We start from the raw sequence: 17,618 nt of genomic DNA on the forward strand, positions 1-17,618 counted from the left end.
CTGTGCCCGACCACGAGGATGTTCCCTGCCCGCTGACCACCGCGCAGTTCGGGGTCTGGCTGGCCCAGCGGCTCGACCCGGACAACCCGATCTACCTCCTCGCCGAGTACGCCGACCTGACCGGCCCGCTCGACCACGCGGTGTTCGAGGCGGCGCTGCGCCGGACCGTCGCCGACACCGAGGCGCTGCGGATCCGGGTCGAGGAGCCGGTCGAGGGCCGGCCCGTGCTGGCGGTGGCGCCGGTGGTCGACTGGACGCTGCCGGTGCTCGACCTGCGCGGGGAGGCCGATCCGTTCGGGGCCGCCCTGGACTGGATGCGCGCCGACGCGACCCGGCCGCTCGACCCGGGACAGGCGCCGCTGTTCCGGTACGCGCTGCTGCGCCTGACCGACGACCGGACCCTGTGGTACCAGTGCTACCACCACCTGGCCCTGGACGGGTACGGCATGGTGCTGGTGGCCCGGCGGGTCGCCGAGGTCTACACCGCGCTCAGCGGCGGCGCCGAGCCCGAGCCGGCGTCGTTCGGGCCGCTGCGGGCGCTGGCCGAGACGGAGGCCGCCTACCGCGGCGGCGAGCGGTTCGACCGCGACCGCGGGTACTGGACCGGGCGGTTCGCCGACCGGCCCACCCCGGCCAGCCTTGCCGACCGGCAGCCGGCCACCCCGCGCCGGCTCACCCGGCGCAGCGCCCCGGTGGCAGCGGCCACGATGGACCGGCTGCGGGTGGCGGCCCGCGAGTTGGGCGTCGCGGTGCCGGCGGTGGTGGTGGCCGCGGTCACCGCCTACCTGCACGGGCTGACCGGCAACGAGGACGTGGTGCTCGCCCTGCCGTTGACCGCCCGGCAGGACGCCGCGGCGCGGCGTACCCCCGGCATGGTCTCCGCGATCGCGCCCCTGCGCGTCGCGGTACGCGCCGACGCCACCCTCGGCGCGCTCGTCGCCGGCGCCTCCCGGGAACTGCACGACGCGCTGCGCCACCAGCGCTACCGCTTCGAGGACCTGCACCGCGACCTGGGCCTGACCGGCGGCGCCACGCTGCTCGGCCCGCACGTGAACATCCTGCTCGACACCGGCGGCGCGGCCGGGACCCGGTTCGGCGCCGCCACCGGCACCGACCACAACCTGGCCGGCGGCCCGGTCGACGACCTGGCCGTCGTGCTCGACGCCCGGCGCGGCGACACCGACGCCCGGCTGGACCTGGACGCCAACCCCGACCTCTACTCGGACGAGCAGGTCAGCGGGCACGTCCAGCGCCTCGCCGCCTTCCTCGACACGTTCGCCGGGGCCGCGGCGGACGCCCCGGACACCCCGGTCGGCCGGCTCGACCTGGCCGGCACGGCCGAACGGCGGCTGGTGCTGCGCGAGTGGAACGACACCGCCCGGCCGGTGCCGGACGTGCGGCTGCCGGCGCTGATCGAGCAGCAGGTGGCGCGTACCCCCGACGCCCCGGCGGTCACCTGCGGCCCGACCACCCTGACCTACGCCGAGCTCAACGCCGCCGCCAACCGGCTGGCCCGGCTGCTGGTCGCCCGCGGCGCCGGCCCGGAGCGGCTGGTCGCGCTGGCGCTGCCCCGGTCGGCGGAGATGATGGTCGCCCTGCTCGCCGTCCTCAAGGCCGGCGCCGGCTACCTGCCGGTCGACCTGCGCTACCCGCCGGACCGGGTCGAGTTCATGCTGGCCGACGCGGACCCCCGGCTGGTGCTCACCGTCGGCGGCGCCGGCGACGGGCTGCCGGTCGGTGACCCGGACCGGCTGCTGCGGCTCGACGAGCCCGCCGTCCGCGCGCTGCTCGCCGCGCAGGACGACGGCGACCTGACCGACGCCGACCGGCGGCGCCCGCTGCGCGGCGCCCACCCGGCGTACGTCATCTACACCTCCGGCTCCACCGGCCGGCCCAAGGGCGTGGTGGTCAGCCACGACAACGCGGTCGACCTGGCCTGCTGGGCGGTCGCGGAGATCGGCCCGGCCGCCCTGTCCCGGGTGCTCGCCAGCACCTCGCTGAACTTCGACGTCTCGGTCTTCGAGATGTTCGGCCCGCTCGCCTGCGGCGGCGAGATCGAGGTGGTCGACGACCTGCTCGCCCTCGCCGAGCGGGCCGACGGCTGGACCGGCAGCCTGATCAGCGCGGTCCCGTCGGCCTTCGCGCAGCTGCTGGCCGGCGGCACGGTCGACGCCCGGGCCGACCTGGTGGTGCTCGCCGGTGAGGCGTTGTCGGCCCAGGCGGTGCGGGACATCGACGCCGCGCTGCCCGGCGCCCGGGTGGCGAACATCTACGGCCCGACCGAGGCCACCGTCTACTCCACCGCCTGGTACGGCGGAGACCTCGCCGACGGGGCCGCCCCGCCGATCGGCCGGCCCACCACCAACACCCGGGTGTACGTGCTGGACAGCGCGCTGCGTCCGGCGCCGCCTGGCACCGTCGGGGAGCTGTACCTGGCCGGCGCCGGGCTGGCCCGGGGCTATCTCAACCGGCCCCGGCTGTCCGCCGAGCGGTTCGTCGCCGACCCGTTCGGCCCGCCCGGCGCGCGCATGTACCGCACCGGCGACCTGGTCCGCTGGCGGGCGGACGGTCACCTCGACTATCTCGGCCGGATCGACCACCAGGTCAAGGTGCGCGGCTACCGGATCGAGCTGGGCGAGATCGAGTCCGTCCTGCTGGCCCACCCGGATGTGGCCCAGACCGCGGTGGTCGCCCGCGCCGACACCGGGGTCACCGCCCAGCTCGTCGGCTACGTGGTGCCGGCCGACCCGGCGGCCGCACCGGCCCCCGCCCAGCTGCGTGAGCACGTCGCCGCGGCGCTGCCGGAGTACATGGTGCCGGCGGCCTTCGTGCTGCTGGAGGCGCTGCCGCTGAACCCCACCGGCAAGCTGGACCGCCGCGCCATGCCCGCCCCGGACTTCGCCGCGGCGGCCGGCGCCGGCCGGGCCGCGACCGGCCCGCGCGAGGAGCTGCTGGCCCGGCTCTTCGCCGAGGTGTTGGGCCTGCCTGGGGTCGGCGCCGAGGACAGCTTCTTCGACCTCGGCGGGGACAGCATCGTCTCCATCCAGCTGGTTAGCCGGGCCCGGCAGGCCGGGCTGCGCCTCACCCCGCGCGACGTGTTCACCCACCGGACGGTGGCGGCCCTGGCCCGGGTGGCCGGCGAGCTCGGGTCGGCCGAGGCCGAGGACCCGGACGCGGCGCTCGGGGAGGTGCCGCTGCCGCCGATCGTCGACTGGCTGCGCGGCCGGGCGGGCGAGGCGTACCCGGTCGACGGGGTGGCGCAGAGCGTCGTCGTGCGTACCCCCGCCGGGCTGCGCGCCGCGGACCTGGCGGCCGGGCTGCGGGCGCTGCTCGACCACCACGACGCCCTGCGGATCACCCTGCGCCGCGACGGCACGGCGTGGCGGCTGGAGGTGCCGCCCCGGGGCACGGTGTCCGCCGCCGACTGCCTGCGCCGGGTCACCGCCGATGCCGAGGTCGGCGCCGCCCGGGCGGACGCCGTGGCGGGGCTGCGCCCGGGCGACGGGCAGCTGCTGCGGGCGGTGTGGGGCGACGCCGGGGCGGACCGCCCCGGCTGGCTGGTGCTCGCCGTCCACCACCTCGCCGTGGACGGCGTGTCCTGGCGGATCCTCCTCGACGACCTGGCCACCGCCGTGGCGGCGAGCGCGGCGGGTGAGCCACCCCGGCTGGCGCCGGTCCCCACCTCCTACCGCACCTGGGCCCGGCGGGTGACGGCCGCAACGCCCGCCTCGCCGACTGCGGCCGAGCGGGCCGGCGGATCCGGCGACGCGGCGACCGAGCCCGCCTCCATCGTGGACTCGCCGCTCGGGCGCCGCCCGGTCGGCCCGACCGACACCGAGGCGGCGGCCCGCCGCCGGACCGTCGGGCTGCCGGTGGCCCGCACCGAGACGCTGCTGCGCACCGCCGCCCCCCGGTGGTACGCCGGCGTCGACGACCTGCTGCTGGCCGCCCTGGCGGTCAGCGTGGCCGACTGGCGGCGCCGGCACCGGCCCGGCACCGGGCCGGGCCTGACGGTGGACGTCGAGGGACACGGCCGGGACGGTGTCGACGGGCTCGACCTGTCCCGCACCGTCGGCTGGTTCACCCGGCTGGCCCCGGCCCGGCTCGACCTCGGCGACCTCGACCCGGCCGAGGCGCTGGCCGGCGGTCCGGCCACCGGCCGGGCGGTGAAGCGGATCAAGGAACAGCTGCGGGCACCCGGCCGAGAGGGCGGCGAGCCGCAGATCGGGTTCAACTACCTCGGCCGGCTGACCGCCGGCGCGGGCGTCGACTGGTCGCTGCTGGCTGTCGACGGTGAGGTGGCCGCCGGTGGGGCGAGCGGGCTGCCGATGGCCCACCCGCTGGAGATCAACGCGGTGGTGGTCGACGGACCGGACGGGTCCCGGCTCACCGCCGAGTGGAGCTGGCCCGACGGGGTGCTGACCGACGGCGACGTGCGCGAACTCGCCGACGGCTGGCTCGCCGCGCTCGAGGCGATCACCGAACACGCCGCCCGGCCCGGTGCCGGCGGGCGCAGCCCGTCCGACCTGCCCCTGGTCGAGCTGGACCAGGCCGAGGTGGAACGGCTGGAGCACAGCTACCCGGCGCTGGCCGACGTGCTGCCGCTCGCCCCGCTGCAGGAGGGGCTGCTGTTCCTGGCCGCCTACGACGAGCAGGCCCCGGACATCTACACCGTGCAGTTCGTCTTCGACCTCGACGGCGAGCTCGACCCGGCGCGGCTGCGTACCGCGGCCCAGGCGCTGCTCGACCGGCATCCCGGGCTGCGCGCCGGCTTCACCCACCGGGACCTGCGCCGCCCGGTGCAGGTGGTGCTGGACCGCGTCGAGGTGGACTGGCGCGAGCCGGACCTGACCGGCGTCGCGGCGGCCGAGGTGGACGCGCGGCTCGCCGACCTGCTCGCCGCCGACCGGGCCGAACGCTTCGACCTGACCCGGCCGCCGCTGCTGCGCTTCACCCTGGCCCGGCTGCCCGGCGGGCGGCACCGGCTGGTGCTGACCAACCACCACATCCTGCTCGACGGCTGGTCGATGCCGGTGCTCGCCGGGGAACTGTTCGCGCTGTATCGGGCGGCCGGGCGTACCGACGCGCTGCCGCCGGTCACCGACGCGCGGGCGTACCCCGCCTGGCGGGCCCGGCAGGACCGGCCCGCGGCCGAGGCGGCCTGGCGGGCGGCCCTCGCCGGCCTGGCCGAGCCGACCCTGGTGGCGCCGGCCGCCGCCGAGCGTGGCCCGGTGCCGCCGGCCAAGCTGCTGCGCGAGGTGCCGGCCGCGCTCACCGAGACCCTCACGGCCGCGGCCCGGGCGGCGGGCGTCACCCTCAACACGGTCGTGCAGGGCGCCTGGGCGGTGCTCGTCGGCAGCCTCACCGGCCGCGACGACGTGGTCTTCGGCGCCACCGTGGCCGGCCGGCCGGCCGAACTGCCCGGCGTGGAGACCATGGTCGGTCTCTACATCAACACCGTGCCGGTGCGGGTGCGCCTCGACCCGGCCGAGCCGGTGGCCGCCGCGCTCGCCGGATTGCAGGAACGGCAGTCGGCGCTGCAACCGCACCAGCACCTCGGGCTGCCCGACATCCAGCGGCTGGCCGGGCACGGCGAACTCTTCGACACCCTCGTGGTGTTCGAGAACTACCCGGTCGACCCGTCCGTGCTCGACCTCGCCGGCACCGGCCTGGCCGTGCGTGGGGTGCACGGGCACGACGCCACGCACTACCCGCTCACCCTGGTGCTGGTGCCCGGTGATCGGCTCGGGCTGCGGCTGGAGTACCGGCCCGACCTGATCGACGCGGACACCGCCGCGGCGCTGCTGGAGCGGATGTGCCGGCTGCTGGCGGGCATCGCCGCCGACCCGGCCGTCCCGGTGGGCCGGCTCGACCCGGTCACCCCGGCGGAACGCCGGCAGGTCCTGGCCGACTGGAACCGCACCCGGCAGCCCGTCGACCCGGCCACGCTGCCGCAGCTGCTGGCCCGGCAGGTGGCCGCCACCCCGGACGCCACCGCGGTGGTCTTCGAGGGGACGAGCCTCACCTTCCGCGAGCTGGACGAGGCGAGCAACCGGCTGGCCCGGCTGCTGCTCGCGTACGGCGCCGGGCCGGAGCGGTTCGTCGCCGTGGCGGTGCCCCGCTCGCTGGAGCTGGTGCTGGCGCTCTGGGCGGTGCTGAAGGCCGGTGCGGCGTACCTGCCGGTCGACCCCGACTATCCGGCGGACCGGATCGCCTACCTGCTCGACGACGCGCGGCCCGCCCTGTTGCTCACCACCCGGGCGACCGCCGCGCTGGCCGCCGGCAGCCTGGTTCTCGACACCGACGAGGTACGCCAGGCCGTGGCGCAACACTCCCCGGCCGCGCTGACCGACGCCGACCGGGCCGGGCCGCTGCGCCCGACCCACCCCGCGTACCTGATCTACACCTCCGGCTCCACCGGCCGGCCGAAGGGCGTGGTGGTGCCGCACCAGGGCATCGTCAACCGGCTGCTCTGGATGCAGCACGAGTACCGGCTCACCCCGGCGGACCGGGTGCTGCAGAAGACCCCGTCCGGGTTCGACGTCTCGGTGTGGGAGTTCTTCTGGGCCACCATCGTCGGCGCGACCCTGGTGGTGGCCCGACCGGAGGGGCACAAGGACCCGGCGTACTTGGCCGGGCTGATCCGCGCCGAGCGCGTCACCACCCTCCACTTCGTCCCGTCGATGCTGCAGGCGTTCCTGGCCGAACCGGCCGCCGCCGGCTGCACCGGGCTGCGCCGGGTGATCTGTAGCGGCGAGGCACTCCCCGCCGACCTGGCCGAGCGGTTCCACACCACCCTCGACCCGGCCGGCGCCCTCGGCGTCGAGCTGCACAACCTGTACGGGCCAACCGAGGCGTCGGTCGACGTGACGTACTGGGCCTGCCGGCCGGGGGAGCGGACCGTGCCGATCGGGGCGCCGGTCTGGAACACCCGGCTGTACGTGCTGGACGCCTTCCTCCGGCCGGTGCCCCCCGGGGTGGCCGGCGAGCTGTACCTGGCCGGCGTGCAACTGGCCCGCGGCTACCAGGGCCGACCCGGGCTCACCGCGCAGCGGTTCGTCGCCGACCCGTTCGCCGCCGCGCTGGCCGCCACGGACCCGTCCATCACGCCCGGGGAGCGGATGTACCGGACCGGGGACGTGGTGCGCTGGCGCGCCGACGGGGTGCTGGAGTACGTGGGCCGGACCGACCACCAGGTCAAGATCCGCGGCTTCCGGATCGAACTGGGCGAGATCGAGGCGACCCTCGCCGAGCACCCGTCGGTCGGGCAGTGCGTGGTCCTCGCCCGCGAGGACCAGCCGGGCGTGAAACGGCTCGTCGCGTACGCCGTACCGGCGGCCGGGCGGCAGGTCGACGCGGCCGTCCTGCGCGAGCACGTCGCCGGGCGGCTGCCGGAGTACATGGTGCCGGCGGCGGTGGTGGCCCTGGACGGCCTGCCGGTGACCACCAACGGCAAGCTCGACCGGGCCGCCCTGCCGGCCCCCGACTTCGCCGGGGTCAGCGGGGACGGGCGGGCGCCGTCGACGCCGCGCGAGGAACTGCTTGCCGGGCTGGTCGCCGAGGTGCTCGGGCTGCCCCGGGTCAGCGTCGACGACAGCTTCTTCGACCTGGGCGGCGACAGCATCGTCTCGATCCAGCTGGTCAGCCGGGCCCGGCAGGCCGGGCTGGAGCTGACCCCGCGCGAGGTGTTCACCCACAAGACCGTGGCGGCGCTGGCCACGGTGGCCCGGGAGGCGGCCGGCAGCGCCGCAACGGATCCCGACGCCGGCATCGGCGAGCTGCCGATGACCCCGATCGTGCGCTGGTGGCTGGACCGGGCCGGCCCGCTGGGCGGGTTCCACCAGTCGGTGGTGGTGCCCGCGCCGGCCGGACTGACCGCCGACCGGCTACGCGGCGCGGTGCAGGCGCTGCTCGACCATCACGACGCGCTGCGGATGCGGCTGACCGGCCCGGCCGGGCAGCGCCGGCTGGTGATCGGCCCGCGCGGCAGCGTGGCCGCCGGCGACCTGATCACCCACGTGCCCGCCACCGGCGACGCCGGGGGAGCGGAGGTGCCGGCCACCGATGGTGCCGCGGGCGGGCAGGTGCCGGCCACCGGCGACGCCGGGGGCGTTGACCTCGCCGTGCTGGCCGAGGCGGCCCGGGCCGACCTCGACCCGCTGGCCGGCCGGATGCTGCGGGTGGTCTGGTGCGACGCCGGTGCCGGACGGCCGGGACAGCTGCTCATCCTGGCCCATCACCTGGTCGTCGACGGCGTCTCGTGGCGAATCCTGCTGCCCGACCTGACCGCCGCCCTCGACGCCGCGCCCGGCACGCCACCCCGGCTCACCCCGGTCGGCACCTCGCTGCGGGAATGGGCGGAGCACCTGGTCCGGGACGCGCACGGCCCGTCCCGGCTGGCCGAGCTGCCACTGTGGACCAAGCTGCTCGACCAGCCGGAGCCGGCCCTGGCCGGGCGCCCGCTCGACCCGGCCCGGGACACCGTCGCCACCCTCGCGCAGCTGCGCGTGGAGTTGCCCGCCGAGCAGACCGAGCCGCTGCTGACCGCCGTACCGGCGCTGTTCCACGCCCGGGTCGACGACGCGCTGCTGACGGCGCTGGCCCTCGCGGTGGCGCACTGGCGGCAGCGGCGCGGCCGGGGAGCCGACCCGGCGGTGCTGGTGGACCTGGAGCGGCACGGCCGCGCCGACGACGTACCGGGGATCGACCTGTCCCGCACCGTCGGCTGGTTCACGAGCCTGGCTCCAGTCCGTCTCGATCCCGGGACGGTGGAGTGGGACCAGGTGCGCGACGGCGGTGCGCCCGTCGGAACCGCACTCAAGCGGGTCAAGGAACAACTGCGGGCCGCGCCCGACGACGGCCTCGGCTACGGCCTGCTTCGACACCTGAACAGCGAGACCGCCGGAGTGCTGGCGGAGCTGGCCGAGCCGCAGATCATGTTCAACCACCTCGGCCGGCTGAGCGGCACCGGCGGGCAGATCGGCGGCGGTGCGGACCCGGAGCAGCCGGTGGCGTACCCGATCGAGGTCACGAGCTGGACCGTCGACACCGCCGACGGCCCGCGGCTGACCGCGGTGTGGCGCTGGCCCGGTGGGCTGCTCGACGAGAGCGACGTCGGTCAGCTCGCCGACGACTGGCGGACGGCCCTGACCGGGATCGTGGCGTACGCGGCGGGCGGCGGGACCGGCGGGCACACCCCGTCCGACCTGACGCTGGCCTCGCTGTCCCAGGACGAGATCGACGAGTTCGAGGACGAACTGGAAGCGGAGTGGGAGCAACAATGGTGAAGCAGTCACGCGTCGAGGACATCCTGCCGCTGTCACCGTTGCAGCAGGGACTGCTCTTCCACGCGCTGTACGACGGCTCGGCGTCGGACCTCTACACCGTCCAGTTCGCGCTGGACCTGGAAGGTCCGGTCGACGGCGACCGGATGTGCCGCGCCCTCGGCGCGATCCTGGCCCGGCACGCCAACCTGCGGGTCGGCATCCGGCAGCGCAAGACCGGGGAGTCGGTCGCGGTGGTGCCGCGCGAGATCGCCCCGGCCTGGCAGGAGCACGACCTGACCGGCCTCGCCGCGGCGGACCGCGCCGACGAGGTGGTCCGGCTGCTCGCCGCCGACCGCGCCGCCGGCTTCGACCTGGCCCGCCCACCGCTGCTGCGCGCCGCGCTCATCCGGACCGGACCGGAGCGGGCGAAGCTGGTGCTCACCAACCACCACGTGCTGCTCGACGGCTGGTCGATGCCGCTGCTGGCGAAGGAGTTGTTCGCCCACTACCTCGCCGGCGGGCACGACCGCAGCCTGCCACCGGTCACCCCCTACCGCGACTACCTGGGCTGGCTCGACCGGCAGGACCGGGCCGGCGCCGAGCGGGCCTGGCGGGACGCGCTGCACGGGCTGGCCGGGCCGACCCTGCTCGCGCCGGCCGACCCGGCGCGGCCGCCGGCCACCCCCGAACAGCTCACCGTGGCCCTGCCCGCCGACCTCACCGCCCGGCTCACCGCCGCGGCCCGCCGGCTCGGCGTCACCCTCAACACTGTGGTCCAGGGCGCCTGGGCGCTGCTGCTCGGCACCCTCACCGGCGACGACGACCTGGTCTTCGGCGCCACCGTCGCCGGACGGCCGCCGGAGCTGCCCGGTGTCGAGTCGATGCTCGGCCTGTTCATCAACACCGTCCCGGTGCGGATCCGGCTCGACCCGGCCGAGTCCCTGGCCGCCCTGCTGGCCCGGGTGCAGGACGAGCAGTCGGCGCTCATGGCGCACCAGCACCTCGGCCTCGCCGAGATCCGCCGGCTGGCCGGCACCGGCGACGGCGACCTGTTCGACACGCTGACCGTCTTCGAGAACTACCCCCTCGATCCGGCCGCGCTGGACCTGCCCGGCACCGGCCTGCGGGTCACCGCGGTCACCGGCCACGACGCCACCCACTACCCGCTGACCCTGGCCGTGCTGCCCGGGGAACGGCTCACCCTCCGCCTGGACCACCGCCCGGACCTGCTGGACGCGGCGGCCGCCCGGCGCGTCGCCGACCGCCTGGTCCGCCTGCTCACCCAGGTCGTCGACGCGCCGCGGACCCCGGTCGCCGCGCTCGACCTGCTCGACGACGCCGAGCGCGCGGCCGTCCTCGGCGCCTGGGCGGCCGGGCCGCCGCCCGTGGCGCCGCGCACCTTCCCCGAGCTGTTCGCCGCGCAGGTCGCGGCCCGACCGCAGGCGCCGGCCCTGATCGGCGTCGACAGCACCATGTCGTACGCCGAACTGGACGCCGCCGCCGACCGGCTGGCCCGGCTGCTCATCGACCGGGGCGTCGGCCCCGAGCGGGTGGTCGCGCTCGCCCTGCCACGCAGCCCGGAACTGGTCACCGCCGCGCTCGCGGTGAGCAAGGCCGGCGGCGCCTGGCTACCGGTCGACCCGGACTACCCGGCGGACCGCATCGCGTTCATGCTCACCGACGCCCGACCGGTGCTGCTGGCCACGCTGACCGGGCTCGAGCTGCCCGACACCGGCGTGCCCCGGCTGCTGCTCGACCAGCCGGCCACGGTGGCGAACTGGGCGGCCCGCCCCACCGGCCTGGTCACCGATGCCGAGCGCGCCGCCCGGTTGCGGCCCGAGCACCCCGCGTACCTCATCTACACCTCCGGATCCACCGGCCGGCCGAAGGGGGTGGTCGTCACCCACGCCGGCCTGCCCAGCTTCACCGCCGCGATCGTGGCCGGCTTCGACGTCGACCCCACCAGCCGGGTGCTGCAGTTCTCCTCACCCAGCTTCGACGCGTCCGTCCTGGAACTCTGCGCCGCCTTCGGCGCCGGGGCGGCGCTGGTCGTACCGCCGCCGGGGCCGCTGGTCGGCGACGACCTGGCCGCCGTGCTCACCGGCCAGCAGGTGACCCACGCGCTCATCCCGCCGGCCGCGCTCGCCGGCCTGCCCGCCGTGGCGCCGCCGGTGCTGCGCACCCTGGTGGTCGGCGGTGACGCCTGCGGGGAGGACCTGGTCGGCCGGTTCGCCCCTGGCCGGCGCATGGTCAACGCGTACGGGCCGACCGAGATCACCGTGGCGGCGACGCTCAGCGCGCCGCTGGTGCCGGGCACCGGCACCCCACCGATCGGCGCCCCGGTCGCCGGTGCCCGCGCCTACGTCCTCGACCGGTTCCTGCGCCCGGTGCCGCCCGGCGTGCCCGGGGAGCTGTACATCGCCGGGGCCGGGCTGGCCCGCGGCTACCTGGACCGGCCGACGCTGACCGCCGAGCGGTTCGTCGCGGACCCGTTCGCCGCCGAGCCCGGCGGGCGGATGTACCGCACCGGCGACCTGGTGCGCTGGCGCGCCGACGGGACGCTGGAGTTCGTCGGCCGGGCCGACGCCCAGGTGAAGATCCGCGGCTTCCGGGTCGAGCCGGGCGAGATCGAGGCGGTGCTGTCCCGCCACCCGGCCGTCGCGCAGGTCGCGGTCGTCGCGCGGGAGGACCAGCCGGGCGTGAAGCGCCTGGTCGGGTACGTGGTGCCGGCCGCCGGCGCGCTGGTCGACCCGGCCGCGCTGCGGGCGCACGTCGGCGCCAGCCTGCCCGACTACATGGTGCCCGCGGCCGTGGTCGGCCTCCCGGCGCTGCCGCTGACCCCGAGCGGGAAGCTGGACCGGCGGGCGCTCCCGGCCCCCGGGTTCACCGGCTCCGGTGGCGGCCGGGCCCCGGCCAATGCCCGCGAAACCCTGCTCGCCGGGCTGTTCGCCGAGGTGCTCGGGCTGGACGCGGTCGGCGTCGACGAGAGCTTCTTCGACCTCGGCGGCGACAGCATCGTGTCGATCCAGCTGGTCAGCCGGGCCCGCAAGGCGGGGCTCGCGTTCAGCCCCCGGGACGTCTTCGTGCACCGGACGGTCGCCGGTCTCGCCGCCGCCGCCGCAGACGACGCCGTGCCGGTGCCCACCGACGACGGTACGGGTGAGGTGCCGCTGACCCCAATCGTGCACTGGCTGCGGGAGCGGGGCGGCCCGATCGACGGCTTCCACCAGTCGATGCTGGTGACCAGCCCGGCCGGGCTGCGCCCGGAGCACCTGGTCGGCGCGGTGCAGGCGCTGGTCGACCACCATGACGCGCTGCGGCTGCGGCTGGTCCGCGACGCGGCCGGCGGCTGGCGGCAGGTGATCGGCGAGCGTGGCAGCGTGGCCGCCGCCGGCCTGGTGACCCGGATCGACGCGGCCGGACTGGACGCCGACGAGCTGCGCGGCCTGGTGGAGGAGCAGGCCAAGGCGGTCCAGGCGCGGCTGGCCCCGGGCGAGGGGCGGGTCCTGCAGGCGCTGTGGTTCGACGCCGGCGTCGACCGGCCCGGCCGGCTGCTGCTGGCCCTGCACCACCTGGTCGTCGACGGGGTGTCGTGGCGGATCCTGCTGCCCGACCTGGCCGCCGCCGCGCAGGCGGTCGCCGCCGGGCGTACCCCCGAGCTGGAACCGGTGCGGACCTCGCTGCGCCGCTTCGCGGAGCACCTGGCCGCCGAGGCCGCGCGCCCGGAGCGGGCCGCCGAACTGGCCGGCTGGCTGGACCGGCTCGGCGCCGCCGAGGCCCCGCTCGCCGGACGGCCGCTCGACCCGGCCCGGGACATCGTGGACGCCGGCCGGCTGCTGACCGTCACCCTGCCCGCCGAGCGCACCGTGCCGCTGCTGACCCGGGTGCCAGCGGCGTTCCACGGCCGGGTCAACGACGTGCTGCTCACCGCGCTCACCCTCGCGGTCACCCGGTGGCGGCGCCGGCGCGGCACCCAGGACGCCGGCCTGCTGGTCGACCTGGAGGGCCACGGCCGGGAGGAACTGGCCGCCGGCCTGGACCTGTCCCGGACCGTCGGCTGGTTCACCACCATGTACCCGGTCCGGCTCGACCTCGGCCGGCTCGACCTGGACGAGGCGTTCGCCGGGGGCGCCGCCGCCGGGCGCGCGATCAAGCGGGTGAAGGAACAGCTCCGCGCGGTGCCCGACAACGGCATCGGGTACGGGCTGCTCCGCTACCTCAACCCCGACACCGCCCGCCAGTTGACCGACCGGCCGGCCCCGCAGATCGGCTTCAACTACCTCGGCCGGTTCGCCACGGCCGACGACGGCGACGCCGACTGGACGATCGCCGCCGACGCCCGGGCCCTCGGCGGCGGCGCGGACGGCGCCCTGCCGGTGCCGCACGCCATCGAGGTCAACGCCGTCACCCGGGACCACGCCGACGGTCCCCGGCTGTCGGCGACCTTCTCCTGGCCGCAGACCCTGCTCGGCGAGGCGGACGTCCGCGAGCTGGCCGACGACTGGCTGGCCGCGCTGGACGCCCTCAGCACGCACGCCGTCACCCCGGGCGCCGGCGGGCACACCCCGTCCGACCTGCTGCTGCCCCTGTCCCAGGAGGAGATCGAGGCGATCGAGGCGGCCCAACCGGCCGCCAGCGACCTGCTGCCGCTGTCCACCCTGCAGGAGGGGCTGCTCTTCCACGCCCTCTACGACGGGCCGGACCGCGACGTCTACACCGTGCAGCTCTGCTTCGACCTGGCCGGTGCGCTGGACGCGGCCGCCCTGCGGGACGCCGCCGACGCCCTGCTGGCCCGGCACGCCAACCTGCGGGCCGCGTTCCGCCAGCGCCCCTCCGGCGAGTCGGTGCAGGTGGTGGTGGACGGGATCCGGGCCGGCTGGCGGGAGCACGACCTGCGCGAGCTGGCCGGCGCGGCGCAGGCCGACCGGGTCCGCGACCTGCTCGCCGCCGACCGGGCCGAGGGCTTCGACCTGACCCGCCCGCCGCTGCTGCGGTTCACCCTGCTGCGCCTGGCCGACACCGCACACCGACTGGTGCTCACCAACCACCACATCCTGCTCGACGGCTGGTCGGTGCCGACGCTGATGCGGGAGCTGCTCGCCCTGTACGCCGCCGGCGGCGACGACCGGCAGCTGCCCCGGGTGGCGCCCTACCGCGACTACCTGGCCTGGCTCGGCGCGCAGGACCGGGCGACCGCGGAACGGGCCTGGGCCGAGGCCCTCGCGGGCCTGGCCGAGCCGACGCTGCTCGCCCCGGCCGACCCGGGCCGGGCCCCCGAGCTGCCCGACCGGCTTGTCATCGACCTGCCGGCCGAACTGACCGCCGACCTGCAGGCGCAGGCCCGCCGGCACGGCGTCACCCTCAACACCGTCCTGCAGGGCGCGTGGGGGGTGCTGCTCGGCGCGCTGACCGGCCGCGGCGACGTGGTGTTCGGCGGCACCGTCTCCGGCCGCCCGCCGGAGATCGCCGGCGTGGAGACCATGGTCGGGCTGTTCATCAACACCCTGCCGGTCCGGCTGCGGCTGGACCCGGCCGAGCCGGTCGCCCGGCTGCTGCTGCGCCTGCAGGACCAGCAGTCCGCGCTGATGGCCCACCAGCACCTGCCGCTGACCGAGGTGCAGCGGCTGGCCGGGCACGGGGAGCTCTTCGACACCCTGGTGGTCTTCGAGAACTACCCGCTCGACCCGAGGTTACTGACCCTGCCCGGCACCGGGCTGCGGCTGACCGGCGTGTCCGGACGGGACGCCACCCACTACCCGATCACCGTCACCGCGATCCCCGGCGAGCGGCTGCGGCTGCAGCTCGACCACCGCACCGACCTGTTCCCGGCCGACGCGGCCCAACGCCTCGCCGACCGGCTGCTGCGGCTGCTCACCGCCGTCGCCGCCGACCCGGACACGCCGGTGGGGCGGCTGGACGTCCTCGACCCGGCCGAGCGGCGGCTGGTGCTGGCCGACTGGAACGACACCGCCCAGCCCGAGCCAGCGCTGGCCGGCGGGGTGGCCGCCCGGTTCGCCGCCCAGGCCGCCCGCACCCCGGACCAGGTCGCCGTGCGGGCCGCCGACGGCGCCACGCTGACCTACCGGGAACTCGACGCCCGGGCCAACCGGCTGGCCCAGCACCTGGTGGCGCTCGGCGTGGCCGCCGAGGACCGGGTCGCCCTGCTCCAGGAACGCTCGGTCGACCAGGTGGTGTCGGTGCTGGCCATCCTCAAGGCCGGCGCGGCGTACGTGCCGCTGGACCCGCGCTACCCGGCCCACCGGCTGACCCACATCGCCGCCGACACGGCCAGCTCGGTGCTGCTCGCCGACCGGGCCATGACCGGCGTGCGGTTCGACCACGACCTGACCGTGGTGACCGTCGACGGCGCGGCCGCCGCCGACATCGCCGCCCGGCCGGACGCCGACCCGGGCCGCCCCGCCCATCCCCGGCAGCTCGCCTACGTCATGTACACCTCCGGCTCCACCGGCACCCCCAAGGGCGTCGCGGTCACCCAGTACGACGTGCTCAGCCTCGCCGCCGACCGGTGCTGGCGCACCGACCGGCAGCGCCGGGTGCTGCTGCACTCGCCGCTGGCCTTCGACGCCTCGACGTACGAGCTGTGGGTGCCGCTGCTGAACGGCGGCGAACTGGTCGTCGCCCCGCCCGGCGAGCTGAGCATGGACGACCTGCGCGCCGTACTCACCGGCGGCGGGGTCACCGCGCTGTGGCTGACGGCCGGCCTGTTCCGGCTGCTGGCCGAGGAGACCCCGGAGGCGTTCGCCCGGGTCCGCGAGGTCTGGACCGGCGGTGACGTGGTGCCCGCGCCGATGGTGCGCCGGGTGCTGGCCGCCTGCCCCGGCCTCGTGGTCGGCGACGGCTACGGCCCGACCGAGACCACCACGTTCGCCTCGCACCACCTGATGCACGTCGTGGCCGAGGTGCCCGACTCGGTGCCGATCGGCCGGCCGCTGGACAACATGCGGCTGTACGTGCTGGACGACTACCTGCGCCCCACCCCGCCCGGGCTGGCCGGTGAGCTGTACATCGCCGGCGCCGGGCTGGCCCGCGGCTACCTGAACCGGCCGCGGCTGACCGCCGAGCGGTTCGTGGCCGACCCGTTCGGCCCCGCCGGCTCCCGCATGTACCGCACTGGGGACGTGGTCCGCTGGCGACCCGACGGCACCCTGGAGTTCGTCGGCCGCGCCGACGAGCAGGTGAAGATCCGGGGCTTCCGGATCGAACTCGGCGAGATCGAGGCGGTGCTGGCCCGCGACCCCGGCCTGGGCCAGGTGGCCGTGGTGGTCCGCGAGGACCGGCCTGGCGACAAGCGGCTCGTCGGCTACGTCGTACCGGCCGCCGACGCGGCGGCGCCGGACCCGGCCGCGCTACGCGCGCACGCCGCCACGGTGCTGCCGGAATACATGGTCCCGGCCGCGGTGGTGGTGCTGGACACCCTGCCGCTGACCGGCAACGGCAAGGTGGACCGGCGGGCCCTGCCGGCGCCCGACTACGCGGCCGGCTCCACCCGCCGCGCGCCGCGCACCCCGCAGGAGGAGGTGCTCTGCGACCTCTTCGCCGACGTGCTCGGCCTGCCCGAGGTCGGCATCGAGGACAGCTTCTTCGCCCTCGGCGGCCACTCCCTGCTGGCCACCCGCCTGGTCAGCCGGATCCGCACCGCGCTCGGCGCGGAACTGGCCATCCGGGACCTGTTCGAGTCGCCCACGGTGGCGGGTCTGGCCGCCCGGCTCGGCGGGGCGAGGCAGGCCCGCCGGGCGCTGGAGCCGATGCCCCGCCCCGAGCGGATCCCGCTTTCGTACGCGCAGAACCGGCTCTGGTTCATCAACCGGCTCTCCGGCGCCGACTCGCCGTACAAGATCCCGATCCTACTGCGGCTGACCGGCGAGCTGGACGTGGCCGCGCTGCGCGCCGCGCTGCGCGACGTGCTCGCGCGCCACGAGAGCCTGCGCACGATCTACCCGGACGCCGACGGCGACCCGTACCAGGTGATCCTGGACGCCGACGCGGCCTGCCCGTCGGTCACCGTGGAGACCGTCGACCCGGCCGAGGTGCGCGAGCTGATGCTCGCCGAGACCCGGCGCGGCTTCGACCTGGCCGTCGACCCGCCGCTGCGGGCCCGGCTGTTCGCCCTCGGCGACGGCGAGTACTTCCTGCTGCTCGTGCTGCACCACATCGCCGGTGACGGCTGGTCGATGGCCCCGCTGGGCCGGGACTTCTCCGCTGCATACGCGGCCCGGGTCGCCGGGCGGGCGCCGGAGTTCACCCCGCTGCCCGTCCAGTACGCCGACTACGCCCTCTGGCAGCGCGCGGTGCTCGGCGACGAGTCCGACCCGGACAGCGCGATCGCGCAGC

General features: G+C 76.6%; 2 protein-coding genes. Both read left to right on the forward strand.

The genetic code is table 11. The features are described 5' to 3' along the window. Positions 1 to 2 precede the first annotated feature (2 nt). Entirely contained in the window at positions 3 to 9,287 is a 9,285-nt protein-coding gene (locus tag FXF52_RS31495) for a non-ribosomal peptide synthetase (protein WP_148802321.1), read from the forward strand. Continuing rightward, a partial coding sequence (locus tag FXF52_RS31500) for a non-ribosomal peptide synthetase (RefSeq protein WP_148802323.1) occupies positions 9,281 to 17,618 on the forward strand: 8,338 nt, incomplete at its 3' end. The genes FXF52_RS31495 and FXF52_RS31500, both read left to right, overlap by 7 nt.

Origin of the sequence: Micromonospora sp. MP36 (genome assembly GCF_008119785.1) — a bacterium.
Classification (GTDB): Bacteria; Actinomycetota; Actinomycetes; order Mycobacteriales; family Micromonosporaceae; genus Micromonospora.